The sequence below is a fragment of the Pseudomonas sp. B1(2018) genome, from assembly GCF_003097365.1.
In the GTDB taxonomy this organism is placed as follows: Bacteria; Pseudomonadota; Gammaproteobacteria; order Pseudomonadales; family Pseudomonadaceae; genus Aquipseudomonas; species Aquipseudomonas laurylsulfatiphila.
The window spans coordinates 67022-92296 of record NZ_PYUK01000003.1; the positions used below are offsets into that span (position 1 = coordinate 67022).

Sequence of the window (25275 nt, forward strand, 5' to 3'; positions counted from 1 at the left end):
GATTCCTGCGATTGCGCTGCATCAAGCGTTCATTCGCGCGTGGGCTGCCAGGCGATTGATCGCCCGGTCGAGCTCGTCCAGTGCCACGCTGGCTTTCGGATCCTGTTGCTTGAGCAGGGTTTCGCTGCGTTGGCAGGCCGCACGCAATTGCGGTACGCCGCAGTAGCGTGTCGCGCCATGCAGGCGATGGACCCGTTCTATCAAGGCGTTGTGGTCATTGCTCTGCTGAGCCAGACGGATGGCTTCGCGGTCAGCCTCCAGGGATGCCAACAGCATCGCCAGCATGTCTGCGGCCAGATCAGCCTTGCCGGCGGCCAGGCGTAATCCTTCCTCGTGGTCGAGCACCAACAGGTCATGGGCGCTGCCGTGCCCATCGCCGGAGCGCTCCGGGCTGTGATTGCGCAACGCCAGACCGCTCCACTTCAGCACCACCTGGGCCAATTGTCGTTCGCTGATCGGTTTGGTCAGGTAGTCGTCCATGCCGCTTTGCAGCAGTGCGCGTTTTTCGTTGGCCATGGCGTGGGCGGTGAGGGCCACGATCGGCAACGGCGTGCAATGCCGCTCGCTTTCCCACTGGCGAATCGCCTCGGTGCTCTGGCGGCCATCCATGCCGGGCATCTGCACGTCCATCAATATCAGATCGAATGTCTCGTTCTGTACCGCCTTGACCGCGGCATAACCGCTTTCCACCGCGAGCACCTTGGCGCCCATGTCTTCGAGCAGGGTCTGCACCAACATCAGGTTGGCCGGGTTGTCATCGACGCACAGCACCTTCGGTGCACGGCTGGACACCGGTTCACCCGGCTCGCTGCGCATCGGGCGCGGGCTGACCAGGTCAGACAGGGAGCGTCGCAGCTTGCGGGTACAGGCCGGTTTCGCCTGGAGCTGGCTGTGGGGGTTAGGCACGGAAAGGTGGAACAGCGTCTGTTCCGTGGTCGGGCACAGCACCAGCACTTTGCAGCCAAGGTGTTCGAGGTCCCAGATGTACTGGTTGAGGCGTTCCGGCGGCATGTCGTTGCTGGTGATGCCGAGCACGGCGAGGTCGATCGCCTGATCGGTCTGGTGGGCGGCGGTGACGCCATTGGTCAGGCTTTCCAGGGTATTGAACGGCGTGGTACTCAGGCCGCAGTCTTCCAGTTGATGCTGCAACGCCTGTCGGGCCAGTTCGTGGTTTTCCAGGACCGCCACCCGACGCCCGAGCAAGGGCGCGGCGGGCAGGTCTTCGGCATCGTCGCGGGCTTTTGGCAGGCTCAGGCTGATCCAGAATTCCGAGCCTTCCCCGGGTGTGCTGTCGACGCCGATCTCTCCCCCCATCTGTTCGATCAGGCGCTTGGAAATCACCAGGCCCAGGCCCGTGCCGCCAGGTTGCCGCGACAGCGAGTTGTCGGCCTGGCTGAAGGCCTGGAACAGGGCGCGCACGTCCTGGTTTGACAGACCGATGCCGGTGTCCTGAATGCTGATGCGCAGTTGCACGGTGTCTTCGTGCTCTTCTTCGAGCATGGCGCGGGCGACGATGGTGCCTTCGCGGGTGAACTTGATTGCGTTGCTCACCAGGTTCGTCAGGATCTGCTTGAGCCGCAGCGGGTCGCCGACCAGGGACAGCGGCGTGTCCCGGTACACCAGGCTCACCAGTTCCAGCTGCTTGGCGTGGGCGGCGGGGGCGAGGATGGTCAGGGTGTCTTGCAGCAGGTCGCGCAGGTTGAACGGAATATGGTCGAGCACCAGCTTGCCGGCCTCGATTTTCGAGAAGTCGAGAATCTCGTTGATGATGCCCAGCAGGCTGTCGGCGGACTTTTCGATGGTACCCAGGTAGTCGAGCTGGCGTGGGGTGAGCTCGCTTTTTTGCAACAGGTGGGTGAAACCGAGAATGCCGTTGAGCGGCGTGCGGATCTCATGGCTCATGTTGGCCAGGAACTCGGACTTGATCCGGCTTGCTTCCAGGGCCTCCTTGCGCGCCAGGTCCAGCTCGATGTTCTGGATCTCGATGGTTTCCAGGTTCTGGCGTACGTCTTCGGTGGCCTGGTCGATGCTGTGCTGCAATTCTTCCTGGGCATTTTGCAGGGTGCCGGCCATGCGATTGATGCCGGAGGCCAGTTCGTCCAGCTCCTGGCTGCCGAGGGGCGGCAAGCGGGTTTCCAGATGGCCGTCCTTGAGTTGGGCTACGGCCTGCTTGATCTGGCTCAGTGGCCGGTTGATCGTGCGACCCATGCGCAGGGCCAGCAGTGCCGCACCGATCAGTCCGGCTGCGATCAGCATCAAGCTGGCGAACAGGCTGCGGTAACCGCGCAACAGCATGCTGTTATGGGACAGCTCCAGTTCGACCCAGCCCAGCAGGCGGTCGGCTTCCTCGGGAATAACGTCTCCGGCCAGGTTGCGGTGTTTGCCGAACACCGGCAGCAGATAGCGGGTCGCATCGTTGCCACTGCGGCGCAGCATCTGCGTGCCGCTGCCGGAAGGCGTCTGGTTGAGCATGGTCGGGCCGGCGTGGGCCAGCAGCGTGCGGTCGGGAGACAGGAAGGTCACGGCCCGTACGTCGGTTTGTTCAAGGGCCTGGGTGGCGATGCGTTCGAGCAGTTCGTTGTCCTGATGGCCCATGGCTGGCGCCGCCAGGGGGGCCAACTGCTCGGCGATCATTTCGCCGCGCTGCATGAGTTGGGTTTGCAGGTCAGCCTGTTGCATCCAGGTAAAATACCCCCCCAGCACCAACGCCATCAGGCTGGTTGGCAACAGGGTCAGCAACAGCACGCGGCCTTTGATTCCCAGTTTCTTGAGCACGCATCTCTCCTGCATCCCGCCATTCATAGACCTGCACATATATCCGTCATGCAGCACTTGCGCAGTGTAGCGATTTGCTCGCGGGCAATCTTCGTAAAAATGCGGCTGCCATTCGTCGGCCCGAGCAGCTCATTGGTGCTCCAGCCAAGCGGTGGGTTGCCCCTGGCGAGGCAATCTTGAATAATCAATTCAACTGAGAATTGTTTGCAGATAGTCATGACTCCCATCACAGCCAGCCTCCCCCGAATCCTGTCCATTGAAGACGACCTCGTGCTGGGCGCCTACGTGCATGAGCATCTGGACCGCAGCGGGTTCCAGGTGACCTGGTGCCAGAACGGCCAGGAAGGCCTGGATATGGCCCGGCGGCAACCTTTCGACGTGGTGCTGATGGATATTCTGCTGCCGGGCCTGGACGGTCTGGCGGTGCTGACCCAATTGCGCCAGAGCCATGCCACTCCGGTGTTACTGATGTCGGCCCTCGGTGCCGAATCCGACCGCATCAGCGGCTTTCGCCTGGGGGCCGACGATTACCTGCCAAAGCCTTTCAGCATGGTGGAATTGCGGGTGCGCATCGAAGCCATCCTGCGGCGGGTGGCCCTCGACCGCCGCCCCGTCCCCGCGGTGCCAGCCCCTTCGATGGACAGCCTGCGTTTCGACGATGAACGCTTCGAGGTGTTTTATGGCGAACAGGCCGGCGGCCTGACCCGCAGCGAGTATCGATTGCTGGAGACACTGCATCGCAGCGCCGACGAAGTCTTGAGCAAAGCCTTCCTTTATCAGCAGGTGCTGCAACGCGGTTACGCGGCCCATGACCGCAGCCTGGACATGCACATCAGCCAGATCCGCCGCAAGCTCAAGGCCATTGGCTACACCGAGCGCGAAGTGCGCACGGTCTGGGGCAAGGGTTACATCCTGAGCGCCGCCGATGAAATGTAACTTGCCGGGCAGGCATTCGTTGTTCTGGAAACTGGCCTGTTTATTGGTCGCGTTCTGTCTGCTGATGATCTGGTTGAGTTGGTCCTGGGGCCGTTACATGGAGCAGCGCAACCAGTTTCTCTCCGATGAGGCCCGCGGCACCCTGACGCGCTATGCCGCCGAGGCCGAGCAGGCATGGCAACAGACGCAGAGCGCGGGTGTCGATGAATGGTTGCAAGGCATGCATCAGCGGGAAAAAGGCTGGGTGGGTGTCATCGGCGCGGATTTGCAGTCCTTGAGCAACCAATCGCTGACGGACAAGGAAGTCGAACGCCTGACGTTTTTGCGCGGCCTGGATTGGCCCGTCCACAAGAAGGGCCGGCCCTGGATGCGTGTGCCGTTTCCGGGGGACCCTTCCACCGGCAGCCTGGTGATCGAGTTGCCCGAGCGCTTCGTTCCCGGGCACTACCGGCTGTTCTGGCGGGTGATCACCAATGGGGTGATTCCGGGATTGTTCACCCTGTTGCTGTGCGTCGGGCTGTACCGCCTGCTGGTGGTGCCGCTCAATCACTTGCGCGCGCAGGCCAATGCCTGGCGTGCCGATCAACTGAACGTACGGCTCTCGAGCCGGACCACCAATCGGGCGGATGAACTGGGCGAGCTGGGCAGGGCGTTCGATCACATGTCTGAACGCCTGCAAAGCACCGTGGCCTTGCAGCAGCAACTGTTGCGCGACTTGTCCCACGAGTTGCGCACGCCTTTGAGCCGCTTGCGGGTGGCCAGTGAAAGCGAGCAGGGGCTGGAGCTATTGCGCGAACGTATCGGCCGGGAGGTCGATGGCATGCAGCGCCTGGTGGAAGACACGCTGCAGCTGGCCTGGCTGGACACCGAGCGCACCCGCTTGCCCGACGAAGCGATCCAGATCCAGGCGCTGTGGGAGATGCTCACGGAGAATGCCTGTTATGAAAGCGGTTGGCCTGATACTCGGCTGCAATGCACTGTGGATGCGTCATGCTGGGTGCGCGGTCATCTCAACACCCTGGCCCAGGCACTGGAAAACATTCTGCGCAATGCGATTAGGCATTCGCCCAGCGGCGGCGTTGTTCATCTCGGCGGACGGCGTGATGGTGATTACTGGCACCTGTGGCTGGAAGATCAGGGGAGTGGCGTGGCGGAAGAGGATCTGGAGCGGATTTTCCTGCCCTTCACTCGACTCGACGGCTCACGGCCGGGGGACGGTGGGTTTGGCCTGGGGCTGAGCATTGCGAGGAATGCGGTGCGGCGCCAAGGCGGGCAAATTTGGGCGCAGAACACCGGCACTGGCCTGCAGGTGAATATGCGGTTGTTGGTTCATGCATCACCGGTTTGATTCGATGATGTTCGCAATGCTTAGTTTGATATAACTTGCAACATGTTTTGGGTGGGGTTGGCGAGTTGGGGGCTAAAGATCTAAGTCTGGATACCGATACCTAGTTTGCGAATAAAATCCAAGAGAGGACGGTAGAGAATATGATAATAAATTATCCACCCCTGTCGATGAAAGTGGACCCTTATGTTGTCAATAATCCTGGGGAAACAAAGAATGCATACACAATAACAGAGGCAGATAAAGCCGAAAGCAAGCTGAATTTTACAGACAAATATTCAATTGATGATCTGAAAAATTCGCTGAAGGGTTATGATTTCACATCGGTCACTACCGATGAACTTGTAGAGATTGGCGCGATATTCTTCGAGAAAGGTTTGATTGATTCAGGTGTGTTTGGTTTTTTTATATCCGGGAATATGGCGTCTGATGAAAATGGTCATCAGGCGGCAAGAAACGTTAAGTATAACGCAATAGCCATGTTTAATCAGATGTTTGAGGAGCGATTGGCTATTAGTGGGTCGTATTCCAATCCGGGATTTCATGAGATAACCAAGGATTTGTTACGTACGAATCACACCATCGCCGCGCTCTCTTTTTTTGCAGGCTCGGATCAAAACGATCTGTCCGTAAGCATTAAAGCCTGAACTCACCAGTGCCCGAAAAACTACCGGGCACTGGCAATCTTACTGCTTATCGCCCATATCGTGTGGTGCCGGAGTAACCTTTGGCTACGTTGTGTTCATTTTTGAGGCGGACTCTGTAAGTGCCTAGTCGACCCAATGCTGAAACATTTTGGCGGTTGCCACCGTCGACTTTTGTCCAGTTTGAACCATCCAGTCTTTCAATAAACAGCTGTGGAGGAGAGCCAGAACCAAGACCTGTAATAGTGGATGAAATATTCGCCTGTTGGCATCCGTTTGCACTGGTGATGGTAAACGGCCCCTGTACAGTTATTTCTGTGTTGGCAGGTACAGTGCCACTATAAGAGTTTTGAATGTAGATGCATGCTGCCGAAGTCTGGCCGGCAGCAAGTATCAGTCCTGCGAGAGAAAATGTAAGAAAAATTTTCATTTGGTTTCTTCCTTGAAGTAAATTCATTTTGACAAATTTGAAGGTGTGAGCCTCGCATACGAGCTGTCGCGTTTCCCTGCACCCTATGAAAAGTCAGACGTCTTGTTGACTGATCATGGAAAAGATTACCTGCCAACTCTGATACTCACTAGTTCATGCGTGTCGTTGCAATGCGCAGGAAACTTCCGATGAATACATTCTTTTTTCTTACAGAAAATTGCATTTTCTGGCGGCGATTTGTTACCCCTTGTTTTAAAAAGGACGGAAAGCTGCGACAGGTGCTTATCTCCGTGTCGTGCGAGTTGGGTTGCAGGAGCGAAGCTTGCCCACGAACAGGCACGCACGTTCGTCACGAATGTCTCCCTTATTCCCATAAACCATAAGCATCACACTTTGCGTGATATGGCCTGAGAACGTTTGCCGGTATGATAGGCGCCCCCGCAGTCTGGATTGCGAATACGCCATGACCTTGCAGTACCCAACCATCGCCGATTGCGTCGGCAACACTCCGCTGGTCCGTTTGCAGCGCCTGCCCGGCGCCACCAGCAACACCCTTTTGCTCAAGCTCGAAGGGAACAACCCGGCGGGTTCGGTCAAGGACCGTCCGGCGCTGTCGATGATCACCCGCGCCGAACTGCGCGGGCAGATCCATGCCGGCGATACGCTGATCGAAGCGACCTCGGGCAACACCGGGATCGCCCTGGCCATGGCCGCGGCGATCAAGGGTTACAAGATGATCCTGATCATGCCGGACAACTCCAGCGCCGAACGCAAGGCGGCCATGACCGCCTATGGCGCCGAGCTGATCCTGGTCAGCCAGGAACAGGGCATGGAAGGCGCCCGTGACCTCGCGCAGAAGATGGAAGCCGAAGGTCGCGGCAAGGTTCTGGATCAGTTCGCCAACGGCGACAACCCCGAAGCGCACTACACCACCACCGGCCCGGAAATCTGGCGTCAGACCGAGGGCACCATCACCCATTTCGTCAGCTCCATGGGCACCACCGGGACCATCATGGGCGTGTCGCGCTACTTGAAAGAGCAGAACGACAACGTGCAGATCATCGGCCTGCAACCGATGGAAGGCTCGGCGATCCCGGGCATCCGCCGCTGGCCCCAGGAATACCTGCCGAAGATCTACCAGGCTGACCGCGTGGACCGGATCGTCGACATGGCCCAAAGCGAAGCCGAAGACGTGACCCGTCGGCTGGCCCGTGAAGAAGGCATTTTCTGTGGCGTGTCCTCGGGCGGTGCCGTGGCGGCAATGCTGCGCCTGTCCAAAGAAGTTGAAAACGCGGTGATCGTCGCGATCATCTGCGACCGTGGCGACCGTTACCTGTCGACCGGCATTTTCGACGCGGCCAACTGATGGCCAAGCATGAAAGAGGCCTGCGCTTCCAGCCCACCGGTGGCAGCAAGGCCCCGCAAATCCCGACCGGCAAAAAGCAGCGCCTGACCATCGAGCGCCTGGCCAATGACGGTCGCGGCATCGCGTTTTTCGAAGGTCGCACCTGGTTCGTCATCGGCGCGTTGGCCGGTGAAGAGGTTGAGGCGCGTGTGCTCGGCGCCCACGGCAAAGTGGTCGAGGCGCGTACCGAACGGGTGTTCAAGGCCAGCGAATTGCGCCGCCCGGCACCGTGCGCCCATGCCGGCCGTTGCGGCGGTTGCAGCGTGCAGCATCTGCCTCATAACGAACAACTCGCCCTGAAACAGCGCATGCTCGCCGAGCAGTTGTCGAAGGTTGCGGGTGTCGAACCCGAAGAGTGGGCGCCGCCTTTGAGCGGTGCGGAATTCGCCTACCGGCGTCGCGCCCGCGTGGCGGTGCGCTGGGACATGAAGGCGAAAAAGCTCGAAGTCGGTTTCCGTGCCGCCGGCAGTCAGGACATCGTTGGCATCGATGATTGCCCGGTGCTGGTACAGCCCTTGCAACCGATCATGGCCCGCTTGCCGGAAATGTTGCGGCGCTTGAGCAAACCCCAGGCACTGGGGCACGTGGAGTTGTTCAGCGGCTCGACGCTGGCGGTCTTGCTGCGGCACATGGCGCCGTTGTCTGAAAGTGACATGACCATCCTCAAGGATTTCTGCGCGTTCCATGAGGCCCAGTTGTGGCTGCATGGCGACGGTGAACCGCAACCGGTCGAGGCTGACCAGTCGCTGGGCTATCGTCTTGAACAGTGGGACCTGGAACTGGCTTACCGACCTGGGGATTTCATCCAGGTCAACGCCGGCGTCAACGAAGCGATGGTCGCCCAGGCGCTGGACTGGTTGAAGCCGACGGCGGATGAGCGCGTACTCGATCTGTTCTGCGGCCTGGGCAACTTTGCCTTGCCGCTGGCCAAGGCTGCTCGCGAAGTGGTGGCCGTGGAAGGCGTGCAGGTCATGGTCGACCGGGCGGCGGCGAATGCCGCTAGCAACAATCTGCATAACGCGAAGTTTTTTCAGGCCGATTTATCCCAGCCTTTGACGGACGCCGAATGGGCCGCCGAAGGCTTTTGTGCGGTACTCTTGGACCCACCGCGTGACGGTGCTTTCGAGGTTGTGCGCAAGCTCAAGACCCTGGGCGCCGAGCGGTTGGTGTATGTGTCATGCAACCCGGCAACGCTGGCGCGCGACACGGTCGAATTGATCAAGCAGGGCTACCGGTTAAAACGTGCCGGGATTCTCGATATGTTTCCTCAAACGGCACATGTCGAGGCCATGGCGTTATTTGAAGCGAGCTAGGATGCTCGTCTGGTCCGACTGGCCCGCCCGTGCAGCCGCGCACCGAGCCCGACGTGGGCGCACCGGCAACGAAGGTCAGCGATTTGACGCATTGAATCTGCGTCGTAGGGAAGGTAAGCAAGATGGTACAGGTGAGAGCACACCAGCCGATCAACACCGACGGCAGTATCAATCTCGAGGCTTGGCTCGATCACGCGGTGAGTGTCGATCTGGCACTGGATCGCGAAGCCTTGAAGGAAGCCTGCGAGTACGCTCGCGAGGCCGAACAACAAGCCAATGCGGCACAGAATCTGTGGTCGGAAGGTAACTCGACTTTCCGTACCGGACTTGAGATCGCCGAGATCCTCGCCGACCTCAAACTCGACCAGGACTCTTTGGTCGCCGCGATCCTGTATCGAGGCGTACGCGAAGGCCAGATCAAGTTGCCGGCGGTCAGCCAGCGCTTCGGTCCGGTGGTGGCCAAACTCATCGATGGCGTGCAGCGCATGGCCGCGATCAGCGACAGCCTGAGCCCGCGAAAATCTTTGGTGCTGGGCACCCAGGGCCAGGTGGAAAACCTGCGCAAGATGCTGGTGGCCATGGTTGACGACGTTCGCGTCGCCCTGATCAAGCTGGCCGAACGCACCTGCGCCATTCGTGCGGTGAAAACCGCCGACGACGAAAAGCGCAACCGCGTGGCCCGTGAAGTCTTCGACATTTATGCGCCACTGGCCCACCGCCTGGGTATCGGCCACATCAAGTGGGAGCTGGAGGATCTGTCCTTCCGTTACCTGGAGCCGGACCAGTACAAGCAGATCGCCAAGTTGCTCCACGAGCGACGACTGGATCGCGAGCGCTTCATCAGCGACGTGATGAGCCAGCTGAAAAACGAATTGCAGGCCACCGGCGTCGATGCCGACATCAGCGGCCGGGCCAAACACATCTATTCGATCTGGCGCAAAATGCAGCGCAAGGGGCTGGAGTTCAGCCAGATCTACGACGTGCGTGCCGTTCGCGTGCTGGTGCCGGAAATGCGCGACTGCTACACCGCGCTCGGCATCGTCCACACCCTGTGGCGGCACATCCCGAAAGAGTTCGACGACTACATCGCCAACCCCAAGGAAAACGGCTATCGCTCGCTGCACACCGCGGTGATCGGGCCTGAGGGCAAGGTGCTGGAAGTGCAGATTCGCACCCACGCGATGCATGAGGAAGCCGAGCTCGGCGTGTGCGCGCACTGGCGCTACAAGGGTACCGACGTCAAGTCCGGTTCCAATCACTACGAAGAGAAAATCTCCTGGCTGCGTCAGGTGCTGGAGTGGCACGAAGAGCTGGGCGACATCGGTGGCCTGGCCGAACAACTGCGGGTCGATATCGAGCCTGACCGGGTCTATATCTTTACCCCGGACGGCCACGCCATCGACTTGCCGAAGGGCGCGACGCCGCTGGACTTCGCCTACCGCGTACACACCGAAATCGGTCACAACTGCCGTGGCGCCAAGATCAACGGGCGCATCGTGCCGCTCAACTACAGTCTGCAAACCGGTGAACAGGTCGAGATCATCACCAGCAAGCACGGCACCCCAAGCCGTGACTGGCTGAACCCGAACCTGGGTTACGTCACCACGTCGCGGGCACGGGCGAAGATTGTTCACTGGTTCAAGCTGCAGGCTCGCGATCAGAACGTCGCGGCCGGTAAAACCCTGCTTGAGCGCGAGCTCAATCGCCTCGGTCTGCCGGCGGTGGATTTCGACAAGCTGGCCGACAAAGCCAACATGAAAACCGCCGAAGACCTGTTCGCCGCCCTCGGTGCTGGCGACTTGCGTCTGGCGCAACTGGTCAACCTGGCGCAGCAACTGGTCGAGCCGGAGCGCGGCAACGAACAGCTGGAATTGATTCCACGCAAGGCCACCGGCTACAAACCGGGCAAGCGCGGTGATATCCAGATCCAGGGTGTCGGCAACCTGATGACCCAGATGGCTGGCTGCTGCCAGCCATTGCCGGGCGATGCAATCGTCGGCTACATCACTCAGGGTCGTGGCGTGAGCATTCACCGCCAGGACTGCGCCTCGGTGCTGCAGCTGGCCGGACGCGAGCCGGAGCGGATCATCCAGGTCAGTTGGGGGCCGGTACCGGTGCTCACCTATCCGGTGGACATCGTCATCCGCGCCTACGACCGTTCCGGTTTGCTGCGTGATGTGTCGCAAGTGCTGCTCAATGAGCGGATCAACGTGCTGGCGGTCAACACCCGCTCGAACAAGGAGGACAACACCGCGCTGATGTCCCTGACCATCGAGATTCCGGGGCTGGATGCATTGGGGCGGTTGCTGGGGCGGATTTCCCAGTTGCCGAACATCATCGAAACGCGGCGTAACCGTACACCTTGATGCGCGCTATGTAGGAGCTGCCGAAGGCTGCGATCTTTTGATTTTGTTTTTCAAGATCAAGATCAAAAGATCGCAGCCTTCGGCAGCTCCTACAGAGACCGGTTTTTACGAGAGAATTTGATGTACAGCCTTGAAGATTTGCTGCATCTGATGAACCGCCTGCGCGACCCGCAGTACGGTTGCCCCTGGGACATCAAGCAAACGTACGCCACCATCGTCCCGCACACCCTTGAGGAAGCCTACGAAGTCGCCGACGCGATCGAACGCGGTGACTTCGATCACTTGCAGGGCGAGTTGGGCGATCTGCTGTTCCAGGTGGTGTATTACAGCCAGTTGGCTCGCGAGGAAGGGCGCTTCGAATTCGCCGGCGTAGTCGACAGCATCACCCGCAAACTGATCCGCCGTCACCCCCACGTGTTCCCCACCGGTGACCTGTATGCACCTCTGGATGTCCCGCGCCTGAGCGAAGATCAGGTCAAGCAGCGCTGGGAAGAGATCAAGGCCGAAGAACGCGCGGAGAAATCTTCGGCACCCGAGCAGTTGTCGTTGCTCGATGACGTCCCTGCTGCATTGCCGGCGCTGTCGCGTTCGGCAAAATTGCAGAAGCGTGCGGGGCAGGTCGGCTTCGACTGGCCGGACGCCTTGCCGGTGCTCGATAAAGTGCGTGAAGAGCTCGATGAAGTGCTCGAAGCCATGTCGGAAAACGATCCAGAAGCCGTGGCCGACGAGATCGGCGACTTGCTGTTTTCCGTGGTCAATCTGGCGCGGCATCTCAAGGTTGATCCGGAAACCGCGCTGCGTGGCGCCAACGGCAAGTTTGAAAGACGCTTTCGTTTTATCGAACAGGCATTGCGCGATACCCGTCGTCCCATAGAAGATTGCACCCTCGAAGAGTTGGACGCCTTGTGGGGCGAAGCCAAACGTCAGGAAAAGAATTTGCCCAGCTGCGGTTGAGCCGTGGCCCAAGTGAGTAATAAGCACCATGAGCATTTCCCTTCGCGACCAGTTGCTCAAAGCAGGGCTGGTCAACCAGAAGCAGGCCAAGCAGGTCAGCAAAGACAAGCAGAAACAACAGCGCCTGGCCCACAAAGGCCAGATCGAGCTGGATGACTCCCAACAGCGCGCAGCGCAGGAAGCCATGGCCGAGAAGGTCAAGCGCGATCAGGAACTCAACCGCCAGCAGCAGGAGAAAGCCGAGGCCAAGGCCCGTGCCGCGCAGGTCAAGCAGTTGATCGAAGTCTCGCGCCTGCCAAAGCTGACGACCGAGGACTACTACAACTTCGTCGACGACAAGAAGGTCAAGCGCATCTGCGTCAACACCCTGATGCGCAACAAGCTCAGCAGTGGATCGTTGGCCATCGTGCATCACGCTGGTGGCTACGAAGTGATTCCACGCGAGGCGGCGCTGAAGATTCAGGAGCGCGACCCGCAGCGCATCGTGCAGCTCAATGTGCAGACTGAAGAGGTCATCGCCGAGGACGATCCGTACGCAGCCTATAAGATCCCGGATGACCTGATGTGGTAACAGATTCAATGTTCTAGCAGGCTTACATGTTTGCTAGTACTTTGCAGGAATAATGCATTGAGCCCGAAAGATTGTATCGATACGATCTTTCGGGTTTTCTTTTGCCGGTAAATAATATCCTTTTATAAGGATGTTTGTGTCTGGAGAAAACAAATGGAATGAACTTTAGTATCCAAGGATGGAATAAATGCTTGTCAGTATCGCTTCGTTACGCCAACCCACTTTCAAGTCGCAGCTTTCACGGTCGCGACCGTTCGGACAATCCATTCGCGATTATCTGGACGATGAACTTGCCGCTCGTGCCGAGCTGGTACGCCGAAAAATCAAGATCGCTGCAAAAGCTGCTCGCGAGGATCATGGCGAGACCGCTTGTGTTTTTTTTACCCTGCCTGAGTTCTTCTGGAACATTCCCTGGCGCGAGGTCCATAATGAAGAGGAACTCCATGAGCTGAACGGCGCCTTCCTGGAGAAAGTGCCCGCGTGCGTAGCTTTATTGATGACCGAATTGCCGGTGGAGCGCTATGGCAAGATCGTATTGCTGGCGGGAAGCTGTGCGACACTCATCAAGGTTGGAGAAGGTGAGTCGAGTTATTACGACGTTATTAATTACTTGCTGGCGATCACCAATAAAGAATATGAAGTCGATATTCCTTTGATGTCGATGTGGCCGAAGCGCCATGTATCAGGTATCGACTTCGGCAAATACCTGGCTTCGGAGGGGGACTTTTGGCTGTTCAGGATTTCCGAGGAAATAGAAGTCAGGGTGAAGAAACTCAGCAGCGTGCGGGCTGAACACAGTTATTTCGGTGGTTATGAAGGGAAGTTCATCAACAGCCTCGTCAATGGCTGCCCTTTTGCAATCAACTTGTGCCTGGATTACTACAGTCTGAAAGAAGGCGAGCGCGACATTCAAGTTGAGCTGACCGAGGCAAAAATCGATTTCCTGATCGCCTGCGGCATGAGTTTCGACTATGCCAAGCGTCATCCGTCATCGCTGCAGTTTTCGATCCGCAATGACGGAATGGGCGATGGCGAGGTCGAGGTGGTCAGGCTTCAAGCGGGCTGGATTGTTGAAAGTGTTCCTTCGGTGAAGATCGAAGATGACCTTCATTTGACGCTGATCGAGCTTGTCTGATGTGGATGCAGCCTGCCCGGCAGGAAAGGGCAGGCTGCACCGTGGGCGAGTATGTTTTCAACCGGTTGCGAGCTCGCGTTTACGCTCGAGCATTTCCAGTTCGGCCCTGTAGTTTTGCGCGTCGGCCTCGGAATGGAACATGCCGACCAGCAGGTCTTGTTGGTGCACATCCCAGATCCGGATACCGGCGGCTACACCCTCGTGGGACTTATGTGAATCGTCGCGTTCAGTTACTTTTACAGTCATCTGCTAGCTCCAATCTCTGTTATCTGCAGCAAGGCGTGTGCAGGCCTCTGTTATAGAGTTTGGTAGCTTGCTAAGTAAATGGCTGAGTTCGGTAACGGTTTTTTGCAAAAACGGAAACAGTCCTGCAGCCCGCTAAATACGCGACATTCGGTCGCAGGTCATTGAGTTTCATGACAAAGGTTTCATCTTGTAGGAGCTGCCGCAGGCTGCGATCTTTGCTTGTTAAGATCAAAAGATCGCAGCCTGCGGCAGCTCCTACAAAAAGCAGCAGCAAAAAAAACGCCCCGAACCAGTCGGGGCGTTTTTTGTGCGGCTCAGCGGCGGGAAATTACTTGCCTTCCCAGCGCTTCAGTACCAGCGTGGCGTTGGTGCCACCGAAACCGAAGCTGTTGCTCATCACGGTGTTGATGGTGGCGTTTTCGCGGGTCTTGGTCAGCACCGGCAGGTCGGCCACTTCAGGGTCCAGCTCGTCGATGTTAGCGGAGCCGGCAATGAAGTTGCCTTCCATCATCAGCATGCAGTAGATCGCTTCGTGAACGCCGGCGGCGCCCAGGGAGTGACCCGACAGGCTCTTGGTGGAGCTGATGGCTGGAGCCTTGTCGCCGAACACTTCACGCACGCCTTTCATTTCCGCGACGTCGCCGACCGGGGTCGAGGTGCCGTGGGTGTTCAGGTAGTCGATCGGGGTGTCGACGGTGGACAGCGCCTGCTGCATGCAGCGGATCGCGCCTTCGCCACTTGGGGCAACCATGTCGTAGCCGTCGGAAGTCGCGCCGTAGCCGACGATTTCCGCGTAGATCTTCGCGCCACGGGCCAGAGCGTGTTCCAGCTCTTCGACCACGACCATGCCGCCACCGCCGGCGATGACGAAGCCGTCACGGTCGGCGTCGTAGGCACGGGAGGCTTTTTCAGGGGTGTCGTTGCGCTTGCTGGACAGAGCACCCATGGCGTCGAACAGGAACGACTGGCTCCAGTGCTCTTCTTCACCGCCACCGGCGAAGACGATGTCCTGCTTGCCCATCTGGATCTGTTCCATGGCGGTACCGATGCAGTGAGCACTGGTGGCGCAGGCAGAAGCGATGGAGTAGTTCAGGCCCTTGATTTTGAACGGAGTGGCCAGGCAAGCGGAAACGGTGCTGCTCATGGTCCGCGTGACGCGGTATGGGCCGACGCGCTTGACGCCTTTTTCGCGCAGGATGTCCAGCGCTTCCATCTGGTTCAGGGTCGATGCGCCACCGGAGCCGGCGATCAGGCCGGTACGCGGGTTGGAAACCTGCTCTTCGGTCAGGCCCGAGTCGGTGATGGCGTCTTTCATGGCCAGGTAGGCATAAGCTGCCGCATGGCCGACGAAGCGATAGATCTTGCGATCGATCAGTTCTTCAAGGTTGAGGTCGATGGAGCCGGAAACCTGGCTACGCAGACCCATTTCGGCATATTCCGGGTTGAACCGGATGCCAGGGCGGCTTGCACGCAGGTTAGCGGAGACGGTCTCTTTGTCATTGCCCAGGCAAGAAACGATGCCCAGACCAGTGATAACGACGCGGCGCATGCGGATAACCCTTAGAAGTTGTCAGTGGAGGTGAACACGCCGACCCGGAGGCCTTCGGCGGTGTAGATTTCGCGACCGTCGACAGTGACCGAACCGTCGGCGATGGCCAGGTTCAGCTTGCCCTTGAGGACGCGCTTGATATGAATGTTATAGGTGACTTTCTTGGCGGTCGGCAGGACCTGGCCGAAGAATTTCACTTCGCCCGAACCGAGCGCACGGCCACGGCCCGGCAGGCCTTGCCAGCCCAGGAAGAAGCCGACCAGTTGCCACATGGCGTCGAGGCCCAGGCAGCCCGGCATCACCGGATCGCCTTCGAAGTGGCAGGCGAAGAACCACAGGTCCGGATTGATATCCAGCTCGGCGACCAATTCACCTTTGCCGTACTTGCCACCTTCTTCGCTGATCAGGGTGATGCGATCAACCATCAGCATGTTCGGGGCGGGCAGTTGCGCGTTACCAGGGCCGAACAGCTCACCGCGACTGCAGCGCAGCAGGTCTTCCCGGGTAAAGGCGTTTTGTTTGGTCATGCGAGCTCCTCAATAGTCCCATGCGGCAGGTGGGGCAAATCTTCCCGGCCGATCGAAGCGTTCATGCCTCGAACCGGCAGCCTACTCATAGACTATTGCGTTGTGGTGAAAGTCACAGCACCAAGGACATGAATGTACACTTGTGCACTGAAATTATTATTCAAGCCCCTTTTCGGGCCTGTCGAGGTGCCTAAGACTGCCGCACTTTCGCCTTTCACGCCAGTCGCAGATGGTCGAAAGGCCTGTACTACTGCACCCACCGTTGCAGAATTTGTTGCAGATCAGTCCGTTTGAATGGCTTGGCCAGGTAATCGTTCATCCCTGCCGACAGACAGGCCTCGCGATCGCCCTGCAAGGCGTTGGCAGTCAGGGCGATGATTGGCAGGTCGGTGCACCCGGGTAACTGGCGGATTTGTCGGGTGGCTTCATAGCCATCGATGACCGGCAAGCGGCAATCCATCAGGATCGCTTCGAAAATCAGGCTCTCGGCACTGCGTACCGCCTGCGCGCCGTCGGCGGCGACACTGACCTTGAAGCCCAAACTGCGCAACATGGCTTCGATGACCGTCTGGTTGACCGGGTTGTCTTCGACCAAAAGCACATTGCGCCCTTCGCCGTCGCTGTCGCCGGTTTGCGTGCGGTGGGGCAACAGCGGCTGCGTCTGCTGGTGCAGGGCCAGGGGAATTTCCAGGGTGAACACCGAACCGCGGCCTTCCTCACTCTGCGCGCGCAAGGTGCCGCCCATGCGTTCGGCGAGGGTGCGGGCAATCGGCAGGCCCAGCCCGGTGCCGCCGTAGCGTCTTGAAATGGAGCTGTCGGCCTGCTGGAAAGCGTTGAACATCAATTCCAGGCTTTCGGCCGGGATGCCGATGCCGCTGTCGCGCACCGTGCAGGTGAACCACAGCAGTTCGTGATCCAGCGACTGCCATTGCGCCTCAAGGGTGATGCGCCCCTGCTCGGTGAACTTCAGCGCGTTGCCCACCAGGTTGACCAGTATCTGCCGGATACGCGTCGGGTCGCCCTTGACCTGCAGGCCGCGCATGTCGTCGGGGATCATCAATTGCAGGTCGAGACCGCGTTGCGCGGCGCTGTGCTGGAACGACTGGGCGCAACTGCCGATCAGGTCGGCGAGGTTGAAGGGAATGTGCTCCAGTTCCAGCTCCGAACGTTCGATCCGCGAGAAATCCAGGATGTCGTTGATGACCTTGAGCAAGTGCTCGGTGGATTCCGAGGCCAGCGCTGCGTACTCCACCTGTTCTTCGGTCATGTCGGTGGTTTCCAGCAACTGCAGCATGCCCAGTACGCCATTCATCGGCGTGCGCAGTTCATGGCTCATCATGGCGAGGAAGTCGGATTTGGCGTTGTTGGCCTTTTCCGCCTCTTCGCGGGTCTGGATCAACTGCGCCATGGCCTGGTGCTGTTCGCGGCTGGCCTGCTCGAGACCGCTGGCGAGGTTGTTGATGTGTTGCGACAGCGCCCCCAGCTCGGTGTCATCGACAATCGGCAGCGGTGTTTTGTATTCGCCGGCCTGGATCGCCTTGACGGCATTGCCGATATCACGGATCGGTTGCGACAGGCTGCCCGCCAGGCGTCGGGCCACGAGGAAGGTAAACAGCAGGGCAAACAGCGCCAGAATGGCAGCCTTGAGCACGATTTCCTGCTGGCGCCGATTGAAGGCATCGTTGGACAGCCCGACGATCACCCGGCCGAGGTAGTCCTCGGTGGGGGCAGCCGTGGCGGTTTTGCTGCTCTGGAAAAAGTCATTGTGCAAAGCGATTCGCTGGAGCCGTATGGGGGCCTGGAACACTTCGAGCTGTTGCGCGCGATTGTGGTGTTCGTTCGGTTGTTCGACGTACACCAGAACCCGGTTGGCGCTGTCCTGGATTTCCAGAAAACTCACGTTGGGCGTGCTCAGCGTTGCCTTGAGCAAGGTTTCAAGCACTTCGCTGTTGCCCGAAATCACCCCGTACTCGGTGGCGGGGGCCAGTTGGTTGGCGATCAACTGGCCGGTGTGGGAGATTTCCTGACGCAGATCCTGGATACGCACGAAGGTGAAGAAGCTGATCAGTAACAAGGTCAGCAGCAGGGCAGGGCCGAGGCTGATGAGTTGGGTGCGGGTGTTGATGTCCCAGCGACGGCGCAGGTTCATGGACGGCGTTCTCCTTCAGCCAGCAATGTGGCGACTGACGCCTCGTTTATCTCTTCGATACCCAGGGAGCGCGCCACCTGGGGATTGCTCGCGACCTTGAATCGGTGGGGGTAGTGCGAGCGTGGCCAGGTGGCCGGTGGCCGGTCGAGTAATTCGTCGAGGACCGCCAGCCAGTCGCTCTGATCGCTGTAGGTGCTGGCCAGGCTCCCGGCCTTGACGAAGCCCGCGTTGGGGCCGATCAGTGCCATTTGCCGCGAGTAGCTGCTCAGCAGCAGGTTCTTTGCGGTTTGCGGGTTGTACAGGTCGGCGTCGTCCAGTCCCAGCAACACGTCGCTGTTCTTCAGCAAGGTCTGTAACGGGCGGCTGTCGTGAATGTTGTTCCAGCGTTGGGTGACCACCTCAAGGCCCAGGGGGAGGGCGGCCTGACGCAGCTCATCCAGCAGGAATTCACTGTGGTTGTCGTAGAGCACGCCGATGCGTTTGGCTTGGGGCAACAGGGTGCGGGTCAGGCGTAATTGGCGGGCCGGCGGTGGATCGCTCCACAGCAGGCAAAGGCGCGCCGGCAGCGAGCTGCTCAAGCGTTGCCGGGCTTGCAGACGGCTGATGCGCAGCACCAGTGTCGCCGGACCCTGGGTGTCCTGCAGGCGCCAGTCGAGGCTGGGCAGGTCGAGGAGAATCAAACGGATGTTTTCCGGAAGTTTTCCCGGTATCGGCAAACTGGCCAGCGTCTGGAATCGCACGTTGTCGTTCGGTCGCAACTCGCTCAGGGCCCGGCTAAACGCCCGCACACCGGGGCTGTCTTCGGCCCCCGTGAGCAAAATGTCGGCCGCGTTGCTCGCCAGGCTGCCCAGCATGCCGGTGAACAGCAGGCAAAGCAGCGCCAGCAACCGGCCCAAGGTCGGAGTTCTCCAGGCCGGACGATACGGCACCTTAAAGTTCCAGTTCTGCACTGAAATACATCACGTGGCGCTGGTCATAATGGTTGTCGACGAAGGTGGTCGGCTGATTGTCCAGGCGTTGCTGGAGCACCCCGGCCAGCTCCAGGCTGGCCTTGCCCAGGGCGATACGCTTGGCGATACGCGCATCGACCCGTTCGAAGCGGTAGCCGTTGAGTGCGTCGTCGCCATAATAGAAAAGCGCACTGTTCCAGCCCTTGCCCCAATCGCGCAGCCATCCGGCCGAACCACTGTTGCTTGCCGTCTGCCTGGCATCCAGTGGATTGCTGGCGTTGGCATCGACGAAGGCATAGGTCAGTCGCAGACGATCGAAGCTGCCGACACGCCAGTCGAGCTGGGTTTCGGCTCCCGAAAAACGCTCTTTGTTGGCGTTGCTGGCGATGTACTGATTGTTGCGCAGCGGTTCACTGATCATGCCGGTGATTTCGTCGTGGAACAGCTTTACGTCGAGTGCCAGCCCCGCTTCGGGGAAATAGCCGTTATAGCCCAGCTCCCGGGAGCGCATGTGCTCTTGATCGAGGTCACCGGGGCCACGGGTCTTGACGAAGTAACGGGCGCTGGACTGGCCAAAGGCACCGGGCTTGAGGTTGGTGACCTGATAACTCCAGTTGACGTTGTTCTCGAACATGTCCGGCGAACGGATAGCCTCGGAGTACACCGCACGCAAGCCGTGGCGCGGGTTGATCAGGTAGTTGACCGCCATGCGAGGTGTCAGCGAGCTGCCGATCAACCGGGTGTCCTCGAACATGGCGCCGCCTTGCAGCAACCAGTGTTCGCTGGCACGCCACTCGACCTGGCCGAACACCCGCCAGATCCTGTCGTCGAGAGTGCCATTGAAGTAAGTCTCGGAATCCGCCCGGTCGTAACGATAGTTCATCCCGCTGACCAGCCGCAGGTTATCGGCAAGGCTCAGGGTGTCCTGCAGTTCAAGGTCGTAGCGCGTTTCCCGGGTGCTCTGGTCGATGTCGCCGCAAACGGTCTGGTTTGCACCGTTGCGCCATTGATCGAGTACCTGGTTGGCCAGCGCCTGCTCGGCGGGTGTGCCAGCCGGGGCGCCACGGCCGGTGAAGCGTGTGATGTTGCGGGCCAGGCGTTCGGTGTAGTTCGGGTTCAGTTGCCAGAGCTCGGTCAATTGCGGGCTGAACGAAATTTCTGCGTCGCAGGCGCGCCAGGTTTGCTGGCGATCCCAGTGTTGGGCCGAACCCTGGATATAAAGGCTGTGATCGGGATTGATGTCCAGGTTCCAGCGCAACGACCCGGCGTAGTCCTTGGCCGTGACGTCGGAGTCGTTGCCGGCGCGGGTAATTCCCGGGAACACCGGCTGGTAGGTATAGGGCCGCTGGTTGGTGCCGTCCTTGGCATTCACTTGCCAATCGAGGCTTTGTCGTTCGTCAAGGCTCTGGCTGACGGCGAGGTTGAAGCGCTCGAGGCGACGACTGTCATGGTAATCAGCACCGGTTCGGTCGGTATCGAAGCCGTCGTCTTGCTGGCCGGACAGGGACAGGCGCATGTCACCATCCTCCCAGCCCAGGCCCTGGCTGGCATAAAAGTCGTTGATGCCGCGCTGGCCCCGGGTGACCTTCATGCGGGTACCGTGGCTGTCGGCCGGCCGCCGGGTAATGATGTTGACCACCGCCATCAGGGCATTGGCGCCGTAGCTGACGGTATTGGGCCCGCGAAAGACTTCGATGCGCTCGATGTCTTCCATGGCCACCGGAATGTCGCTCCAGTCGACGGTGGCCAGGCCGGCGCGATACACCGAGCGCCCGTCGATCAGCACTTGCATGCGTCGCGCTTCGGTCGCATTGGTGCCGTGGTAGTTCACCGCGGCCTGGTTGCCACTGATGTTGCCGACCATCATCCCCGGCACCAGGCGCAGCAGTTCGCTGATGTCGCGGGCACCGGTGGCGTGGATCAGGGCGCTGTCGATCACCGTCATGCTGCCCGGCACGGCAGCGGGCGACTGCTTCAGGCGCGTGGCGGTGAGCACTTGCGGCAGCGGTTCGCTGTCCAGGAACAGGTCGTCGGCCAGCACCGGCGAGCTGAAAATCAGCGCCAGTACCAGAGGCGAACGCGGTGAGGGAGCAGCCGGAGACACAACACATCCCTGTCAGTGATTGATGGCGCGCATGTTAACCGAGCCGAATGACTTTTCCATTCACGATGTCTGCATTTTCCTCGGTTTTATTGGTCTTCTTCCTGGGGGGGCAGGTATTTGATGTCGGGGCTGGCCGCCGATGGGCTGCCCCGTATAATGCCGACATCGCCACTGGTATGGATTAACGGATTGCATATGACTGAACAGCGCCCGATTGCGGTCCTGGGAGGCGGAAGTTTTGGAACCGCCGTGGCTAATCTGCTGGCCGAGAACGGGCATCAGGTCCTTCAGTGGATGCGTGACCCCGAACAGGCCGAGGCCATTCGGGTCAATCGCGAAAACCCGCGTTACCTCAAAGGCATCAAGATTCTGCCCGGCGTCACCCCGGTCACCGACCTGCAAGCCACTCTGGACGCCTGCGACCTGTGTTTCGTCGCACTGCCCTCCAGCGCGCTGCGCTCGGTGCTGGTGCCGCACGCCGAACGCTTGAGCGGCAAAATGCTGGTGAGCCTGACCAAAGGCATCGAAGCCCACACGTTCAAGTTGATGAGCGAGATTCTCGAAGAGATCGCCCCGCAGGCACGCATCGGCGTCCTGTCAGGCCCCAACCTGGCCCGCGAAATCGCCGAACATGCGCTGACGGCCACGGTGGTCGCCAGTGAAGACGAAGAACTGTGCCAGCAGGTTCAGGCCGCGTTGCACGGCCGCACCTTTCGGGTTTATGCCAGCGCCGACCGTTTCGGTGTGGAACTGGGCGGGGCGTTGAAAAACGTCTACGCGATCATCGCCGGCATGGCGGTGGCGCTGGGCATGGGGGAAAACACCAAGAGCATGCTGATCACCCGGGCACTGGCGGAAATGACCCGTTTCGCGGTGAATCAGGGCGCCAATCCGATGACCTTCCTGGGCCTGGCCGGCGTGGGCGACTTGATCGTGACCTGTTCTTCGCCAAAGAGCCGCAACTATCAGGTCGGCTTTGCCCTCGGCCAGGGCCTGAGCCTGGACGAGGCCGTCACGCGCCTGGGCGAAGTCGCCGAAGGGGTCAACACCCTTAAAGTACTCAAGGCCAAGTCCCAGGAAGTTGGCGTGTACATGCCGCTGGTCGCCGGGCTGCACGCGATCCTGTTCGAAGGCCGCACGCTGGAGCAGGTCATCGGTCTGTTAATGCGTGGCGAGCCGAAAACCGACGTCGACTTTATTTCCACCAGTGGTTTCAATTAATCACGCTTGCCAGAAAAGCAGGGAGTTGCGCATGAACGATCCAAAAGTAGAAGCCAAGTATGAATCCATCCTGCTGCGCGTGTTGTGGATGATCGTCTTCGTGCTGGTGTGGCAGGTCGCGCAGTTCATCCTCGGCGCCGTCGTGCTGGTGCAGTTGATCTATCGTTTGTTCTATGGCGCCCCGAGCGCCAGCCTGATGAACTTTGGCGACAGTCTGAGCCAGTTTCTGGCGCAGATCGGTCGTTTCGGCAGCTTTCACAGCGACCAGAAGCCTTGGCCGTTTGCCGATTGGCCGACGCCGCGTACACCGGAAGGTGAAGCGCCGCATGTAGTGGCACCGGCACCGCATCCGGCTCGAGATGAGGAACCCAAGCTATGAAACTCTGGGTATTGCGTCATGGTGAAGCTGTACCGCACGGCTCTCGCCCCCACGATTCGGAGCGGGAACTGACGGACCACGGTCGTGAGGAGGTGCTGCGCAGCGCCGCGCAACTGATTGGGCAACCGCTGACGGCGATATACGCAAGTCCGTACCTGCGAGCGCAGCAGACGGCGCAACTGGTGCGCGAAACACTGGGGTTCGAGCCGGAAATCCGCACTGTCGAGTGGCTGACACCGGACACCGAGCCGGACAAGGTCGCCGAGCAAATGGTGGCGGTGAGCGATGTCCTGCTGGTCAGTCACAACCCTCTGGTGGGGAATTTGTTGAGCTACCTGCAACATGGCGCTGGACATCCACCGGAGCGGGTCAGCACCGCCGGCCTGGCCGAGCTCGAGAGCAATGAGTTGTTGGTCGGGTCGATGAGGCTCAACGACATCAAGCACCCATAAAAGCAAAGATCGCAGCCTGCGGTCTCCTGTAGGAGCTGCCGCAGGCTGCGATCTTTTGATCTTGCTTTTTACCTGTAAAAAATTAACCAAGCACTTGCTTGGTTGACTACGCTTGCTCCAGAACAAAAACACAGGAGCGAGTCATGTCTGCTGCTTTTCGTTTGCCGCTGGACGTTTTCTACGAGCGTGAGGCCCGTCATCCCCGCCAGCGCTTCCTGGTCCAGCCTGTCGGAGGCGGCCAGGTCGAGACCTTGACCTGGGCGGACGTCGGTCATCAGGCCCGTTGCGCGGCCCATTGGTTGCGAGCGCGGGAGTTGCCGCAGGGCAGCCATATCGCCCTGATCTCGAAGAACTGTGCGCACTGGATCATCGCCGACCTGGCGATCTGGATGGCCGGGCATGTGTCGGTGCCGTTGTACCCCAACCTCACCGCCGAGTCGGTTGCCCAGGTGCTCGAACACTCTGAAGCGGCGCTGGCGTTCATCGGCAAGCTCGATGATTGGCCAGGCATGTCCCGTGGCGTCAGCCCCGACCTGCCGACCATCAGCCTGCCCCTGCATCCGCCGGGTACGTTCGATTTCAGTTGGGCCGACCTGCAAGGCAGCTCGCCGATCCAGGACGATCCGAAACCTGCCGCCGATCAACTGGCGACCATCATTTACACCTCCGGCACCACGGGCATGCCCAAGGGCGTGATGCACAGCTTCGGCACTCTGGGCTTCGCCACCACACGCGGCACTGCGTTGTTTGGCCTCAACGAGTCGGACCGGTTGTTGTCCTACCTGCCGCTGTGCCACGTTGCCGAACGGATGTTCGTCGAACTGGCGTCGATCTATACCGGCCAGACGGTGTTTTTTGCCGAAAGCCTGGACACCTTCCTCACCGACCTGCAGCGTGCGCGCCCGACCGCACTGTTTGGCGTGCCACGCATCTGGACCAAATTCCAGATGGGCGTGTACAGCAAGATCCCGGCAAAACGCCTCGATTTCCTGCTTGGCCTGCCGATCATCGGCAAACGGGTCGGGCATAAAGTCCTCGTCGGACTGGGTCTGGATGCGTTGCGCATCGCGTTGTCCGGCGCGGCTCCGGTGCCGCAGACCTTGTTGCAGTGGTACCGCAAACTGGGACTGGACGTGTTGGAGGTCTACGGCATGACCGAGAGTTGCGGTTACTCCCACATCGGCATGCCGGGCCAGAACAAACCGGGCTGGATCGGCAAGCCGTGCCCGGAAGTCGAAGTGCGGATCGCCGAGACGGGGGAGGTCATGGTGCGCAGCGGCGCGACCATGCTCGGCTATTTCAAGGAACCGGAAAAAACCGCTGACACCATTACCGAGGACGGCTTCCTGCGCACCGGCGACAAGGGCGAGGAGGATGCCGAAGGCAATCTGCGCCTGACCGGGCGCCTGAAGGAAATCTTCAAGACCAGCAAAGGCAAATACGTGGCGCCGGCACCGATCGAAAATCGCCTGGCCGTGCATTCTCGTATCGAACAGGTGTGCGTGGTGGGCGATGGCTTGAGTGCACCGCTGGGTTTGTGTGTGCTGTCGGCGGTCGGCCAACAGGATGCCGGCGGGGCCGCACGCGCCGGTTTGCATTCCAGCCTGGAAAAGCTGCTGGAAGAGGTCAACGGCGACCTCGACAAACATGAACGGCTGCGGCGCCTGGTGGTGGTCAAGGACAGTTGGGCCGTGGAAAACGGCTTTCTCACCCCGACGCTGAAGATCAAGCGCAACGTGATCGAAGCGGCGTACGGTGAGCGTTTTGAAGAATGGAGCGAGCGCAGCGAAGCGGTGCTGTGGCAGGATTGATCCACCAACAAAA

The 25275-nt window shown here is 59.8% G+C and carries 21 protein-coding genes; 13 read left to right on the plus strand and 8 right to left on the minus strand.

All coding sequences use genetic code 11. The features are described 5' to 3' along the window. Nucleotides 1-21 precede the first annotated feature (21 nt). The gene (locus C9422_RS05405) at nucleotides 22-2775 is read right to left on the minus strand and encodes a response regulator (RefSeq protein ID WP_116579929.1); all 2754 of its coding nucleotides are present in this window, start codon (nucleotides 2773-2775) and stop codon (nucleotides 22-24) included. A gap of 216 nt (nucleotides 2776-2991) precedes the next feature. Here C9422_RS05405 and C9422_RS05410 point away from each other — a divergent pair, with 216 nt between their 5' ends. The 3 genes from C9422_RS05410 to C9422_RS05420 all read left to right on the plus strand — a co-directional run bounded on the left by C9422_RS05410 (nucleotide 2992) and on the right by C9422_RS05420 (nucleotide 5703). After that, a complete protein-coding gene (locus tag C9422_RS05410; RefSeq protein ID WP_116579930.1) occupies nucleotides 2992-3711 on the plus strand; it encodes a response regulator transcription factor in 720 nt (239 codons plus the stop codon). Continuing rightward, nucleotides 3701-5059 (plus strand): sensor histidine kinase, encoded by a 1359-nt coding sequence (locus C9422_RS05415; RefSeq protein WP_116579931.1) that lies wholly within the window; start codon nucleotides 3701-3703, stop codon nucleotides 5057-5059. Before C9422_RS05410 ends, C9422_RS05415 begins: the two co-directional genes overlap by 11 nt. Before the next feature lie 140 nt (nucleotides 5060-5199). Then, nucleotides 5200-5703 (plus strand): hypothetical protein, encoded by a 504-nt coding sequence (locus C9422_RS05420; protein ID WP_116579932.1) that lies wholly within the window; start codon nucleotides 5200-5202, stop codon nucleotides 5701-5703. Nucleotides 5704-5749: 46 nt separating this feature from the next. Here C9422_RS05420 and C9422_RS31975 read toward each other — a convergent pair whose 3' ends face one another. After that, nucleotides 5750-6130 carry a hypothetical protein gene (locus tag C9422_RS31975; RefSeq protein ID WP_133248994.1) on the minus strand — a complete coding sequence of 127 codons (381 nt, stop codon included), beginning with the start codon at nucleotides 6128-6130 and terminating at the stop codon, nucleotides 5750-5752. A 463-nt stretch (nucleotides 6131-6593) separates the two neighbouring features. On the opposite strand from C9422_RS31975, the gene cysM reads away from it, so the two are divergent. The 6 genes from cysM (at nucleotide 6594) to C9422_RS05455 (ending at nucleotide 13874) form a co-directional block, all read left to right on the plus strand. Continuing rightward, on the plus strand, nucleotides 6594-7496 hold the full coding sequence (cysM, locus tag C9422_RS05425) for a cysteine synthase CysM (protein ID WP_116579933.1): 903 nt from the start codon (nucleotides 6594-6596) through the stop codon (nucleotides 7494-7496). After that, on the plus strand, nucleotides 7496-8848 hold the full coding sequence (gene rlmD / locus C9422_RS05430; protein ID WP_116579934.1) for a 23S rRNA (uracil(1939)-C(5))-methyltransferase RlmD: 1353 nt from the start codon (nucleotides 7496-7498) through the stop codon (nucleotides 8846-8848). The genes cysM and rlmD overlap by 1 nt, the downstream gene beginning before the upstream one ends. A gap of 122 nt (nucleotides 8849-8970) precedes the next feature. Further along, the gene (gene relA / locus C9422_RS05435; RefSeq protein WP_007974540.1) at nucleotides 8971-11214 is read left to right on the plus strand and encodes a GTP diphosphokinase; all 2244 of its coding nucleotides are present in this window, start codon (nucleotides 8971-8973) and stop codon (nucleotides 11212-11214) included. A 120-nt stretch (nucleotides 11215-11334) separates the two neighbouring features. Then, nucleotides 11335-12168, plus strand: a complete 834-nt coding sequence (mazG, locus tag C9422_RS05445; RefSeq protein ID WP_116579935.1) for a nucleoside triphosphate pyrophosphohydrolase — start codon at nucleotides 11335-11337, stop codon at nucleotides 12166-12168. Nucleotides 12169-12196: 28 nt separating this feature from the next. Next, nucleotides 12197-12739 (plus strand): DUF2058 domain-containing protein, encoded by a 543-nt coding sequence (locus C9422_RS05450; protein ID WP_015096441.1) that lies wholly within the window; start codon nucleotides 12197-12199, stop codon nucleotides 12737-12739. A 187-nt stretch (nucleotides 12740-12926) separates the two neighbouring features. Then, complete coding sequence (locus tag C9422_RS05455) at nucleotides 12927-13874, plus strand: hypothetical protein (protein WP_116579936.1); 948 nt, start codon at nucleotides 12927-12929, stop codon at nucleotides 13872-13874. Between the two features lie 57 nt (nucleotides 13875-13931). On the opposite strand, the gene C9422_RS05460 is transcribed toward C9422_RS05455, so the two are convergent. From C9422_RS05460 to C9422_RS05485, 6 genes are all read right to left on the minus strand, one after another. Then, entirely contained in the window at nucleotides 13932-14120 is a 189-nt protein-coding gene (locus C9422_RS05460; RefSeq protein ID WP_007974549.1) for a hypothetical protein, read from the minus strand. 328 nt (nucleotides 14121-14448) lie between these two features. Beyond that, nucleotides 14449-15669 (minus strand): beta-ketoacyl-ACP synthase I, encoded by a 1221-nt coding sequence (gene fabB / locus C9422_RS05465; protein WP_007974551.1) that lies wholly within the window; start codon nucleotides 15667-15669, stop codon nucleotides 14449-14451. Between the two features lie 11 nt (nucleotides 15670-15680). Next, nucleotides 15681-16196, minus strand: coding sequence for a 3-hydroxyacyl-[acyl-carrier-protein] dehydratase FabA (gene fabA / locus C9422_RS05470; RefSeq protein WP_003227150.1), 516 nt, complete (start codon nucleotides 16194-16196; stop codon nucleotides 15681-15683). A gap of 247 nt (nucleotides 16197-16443) precedes the next feature. Continuing rightward, a complete protein-coding gene (locus C9422_RS05475; RefSeq protein ID WP_116579937.1) occupies nucleotides 16444-18345 on the minus strand; it encodes an ATP-binding protein in 1902 nt (633 codons plus the stop codon). Continuing rightward, nucleotides 18342-19274: an ABC transporter substrate-binding protein gene (locus C9422_RS05480; protein WP_116579938.1), complete on the minus strand. Its 933-nt coding sequence runs from the start codon at nucleotides 19272-19274 to the stop codon at nucleotides 18342-18344. The genes C9422_RS05475 and C9422_RS05480 overlap by 4 nt, the downstream gene beginning before the upstream one ends. Before the next feature lies 1 nt (nucleotide 19275). Beyond that, nucleotides 19276-21399 (minus strand): TonB-dependent siderophore receptor, encoded by a 2124-nt coding sequence (locus tag C9422_RS05485; protein WP_116579939.1) that lies wholly within the window; start codon nucleotides 21397-21399, stop codon nucleotides 19276-19278. A 195-nt stretch (nucleotides 21400-21594) separates the two neighbouring features. Here C9422_RS05485 and C9422_RS05490 point away from each other — a divergent pair, with 195 nt between their 5' ends. The 4 genes from C9422_RS05490 (at nucleotide 21595) to C9422_RS05505 (ending at nucleotide 25262) form a co-directional block, all read left to right on the plus strand. Next, the gene (locus tag C9422_RS05490; RefSeq protein ID WP_033047849.1) at nucleotides 21595-22620 is read left to right on the plus strand and encodes an NAD(P)H-dependent glycerol-3-phosphate dehydrogenase; all 1026 of its coding nucleotides are present in this window, start codon (nucleotides 21595-21597) and stop codon (nucleotides 22618-22620) included. 31 nt (nucleotides 22621-22651) lie between these two features. Further along, complete coding sequence (locus tag C9422_RS05495; protein WP_007974561.1) at nucleotides 22652-22999, plus strand: DUF4389 domain-containing protein; 348 nt, start codon at nucleotides 22652-22654, stop codon at nucleotides 22997-22999. After that, on the plus strand, nucleotides 22996-23451 hold the full coding sequence (gene sixA / locus C9422_RS05500; protein WP_102699776.1) for a phosphohistidine phosphatase SixA: 456 nt from the start codon (nucleotides 22996-22998) through the stop codon (nucleotides 23449-23451). Before C9422_RS05495 ends, sixA begins: the two co-directional genes overlap by 4 nt. 143 nt (nucleotides 23452-23594) lie before the next feature. After that, nucleotides 23595-25262 carry an AMP-binding protein gene (locus tag C9422_RS05505; RefSeq protein ID WP_116579940.1) on the plus strand — a complete coding sequence of 556 codons (1668 nt, stop codon included), beginning with the start codon at nucleotides 23595-23597 and terminating at the stop codon, nucleotides 25260-25262. The last annotated feature ends 13 nt before the right edge of the window (nucleotides 25263-25275 follow it).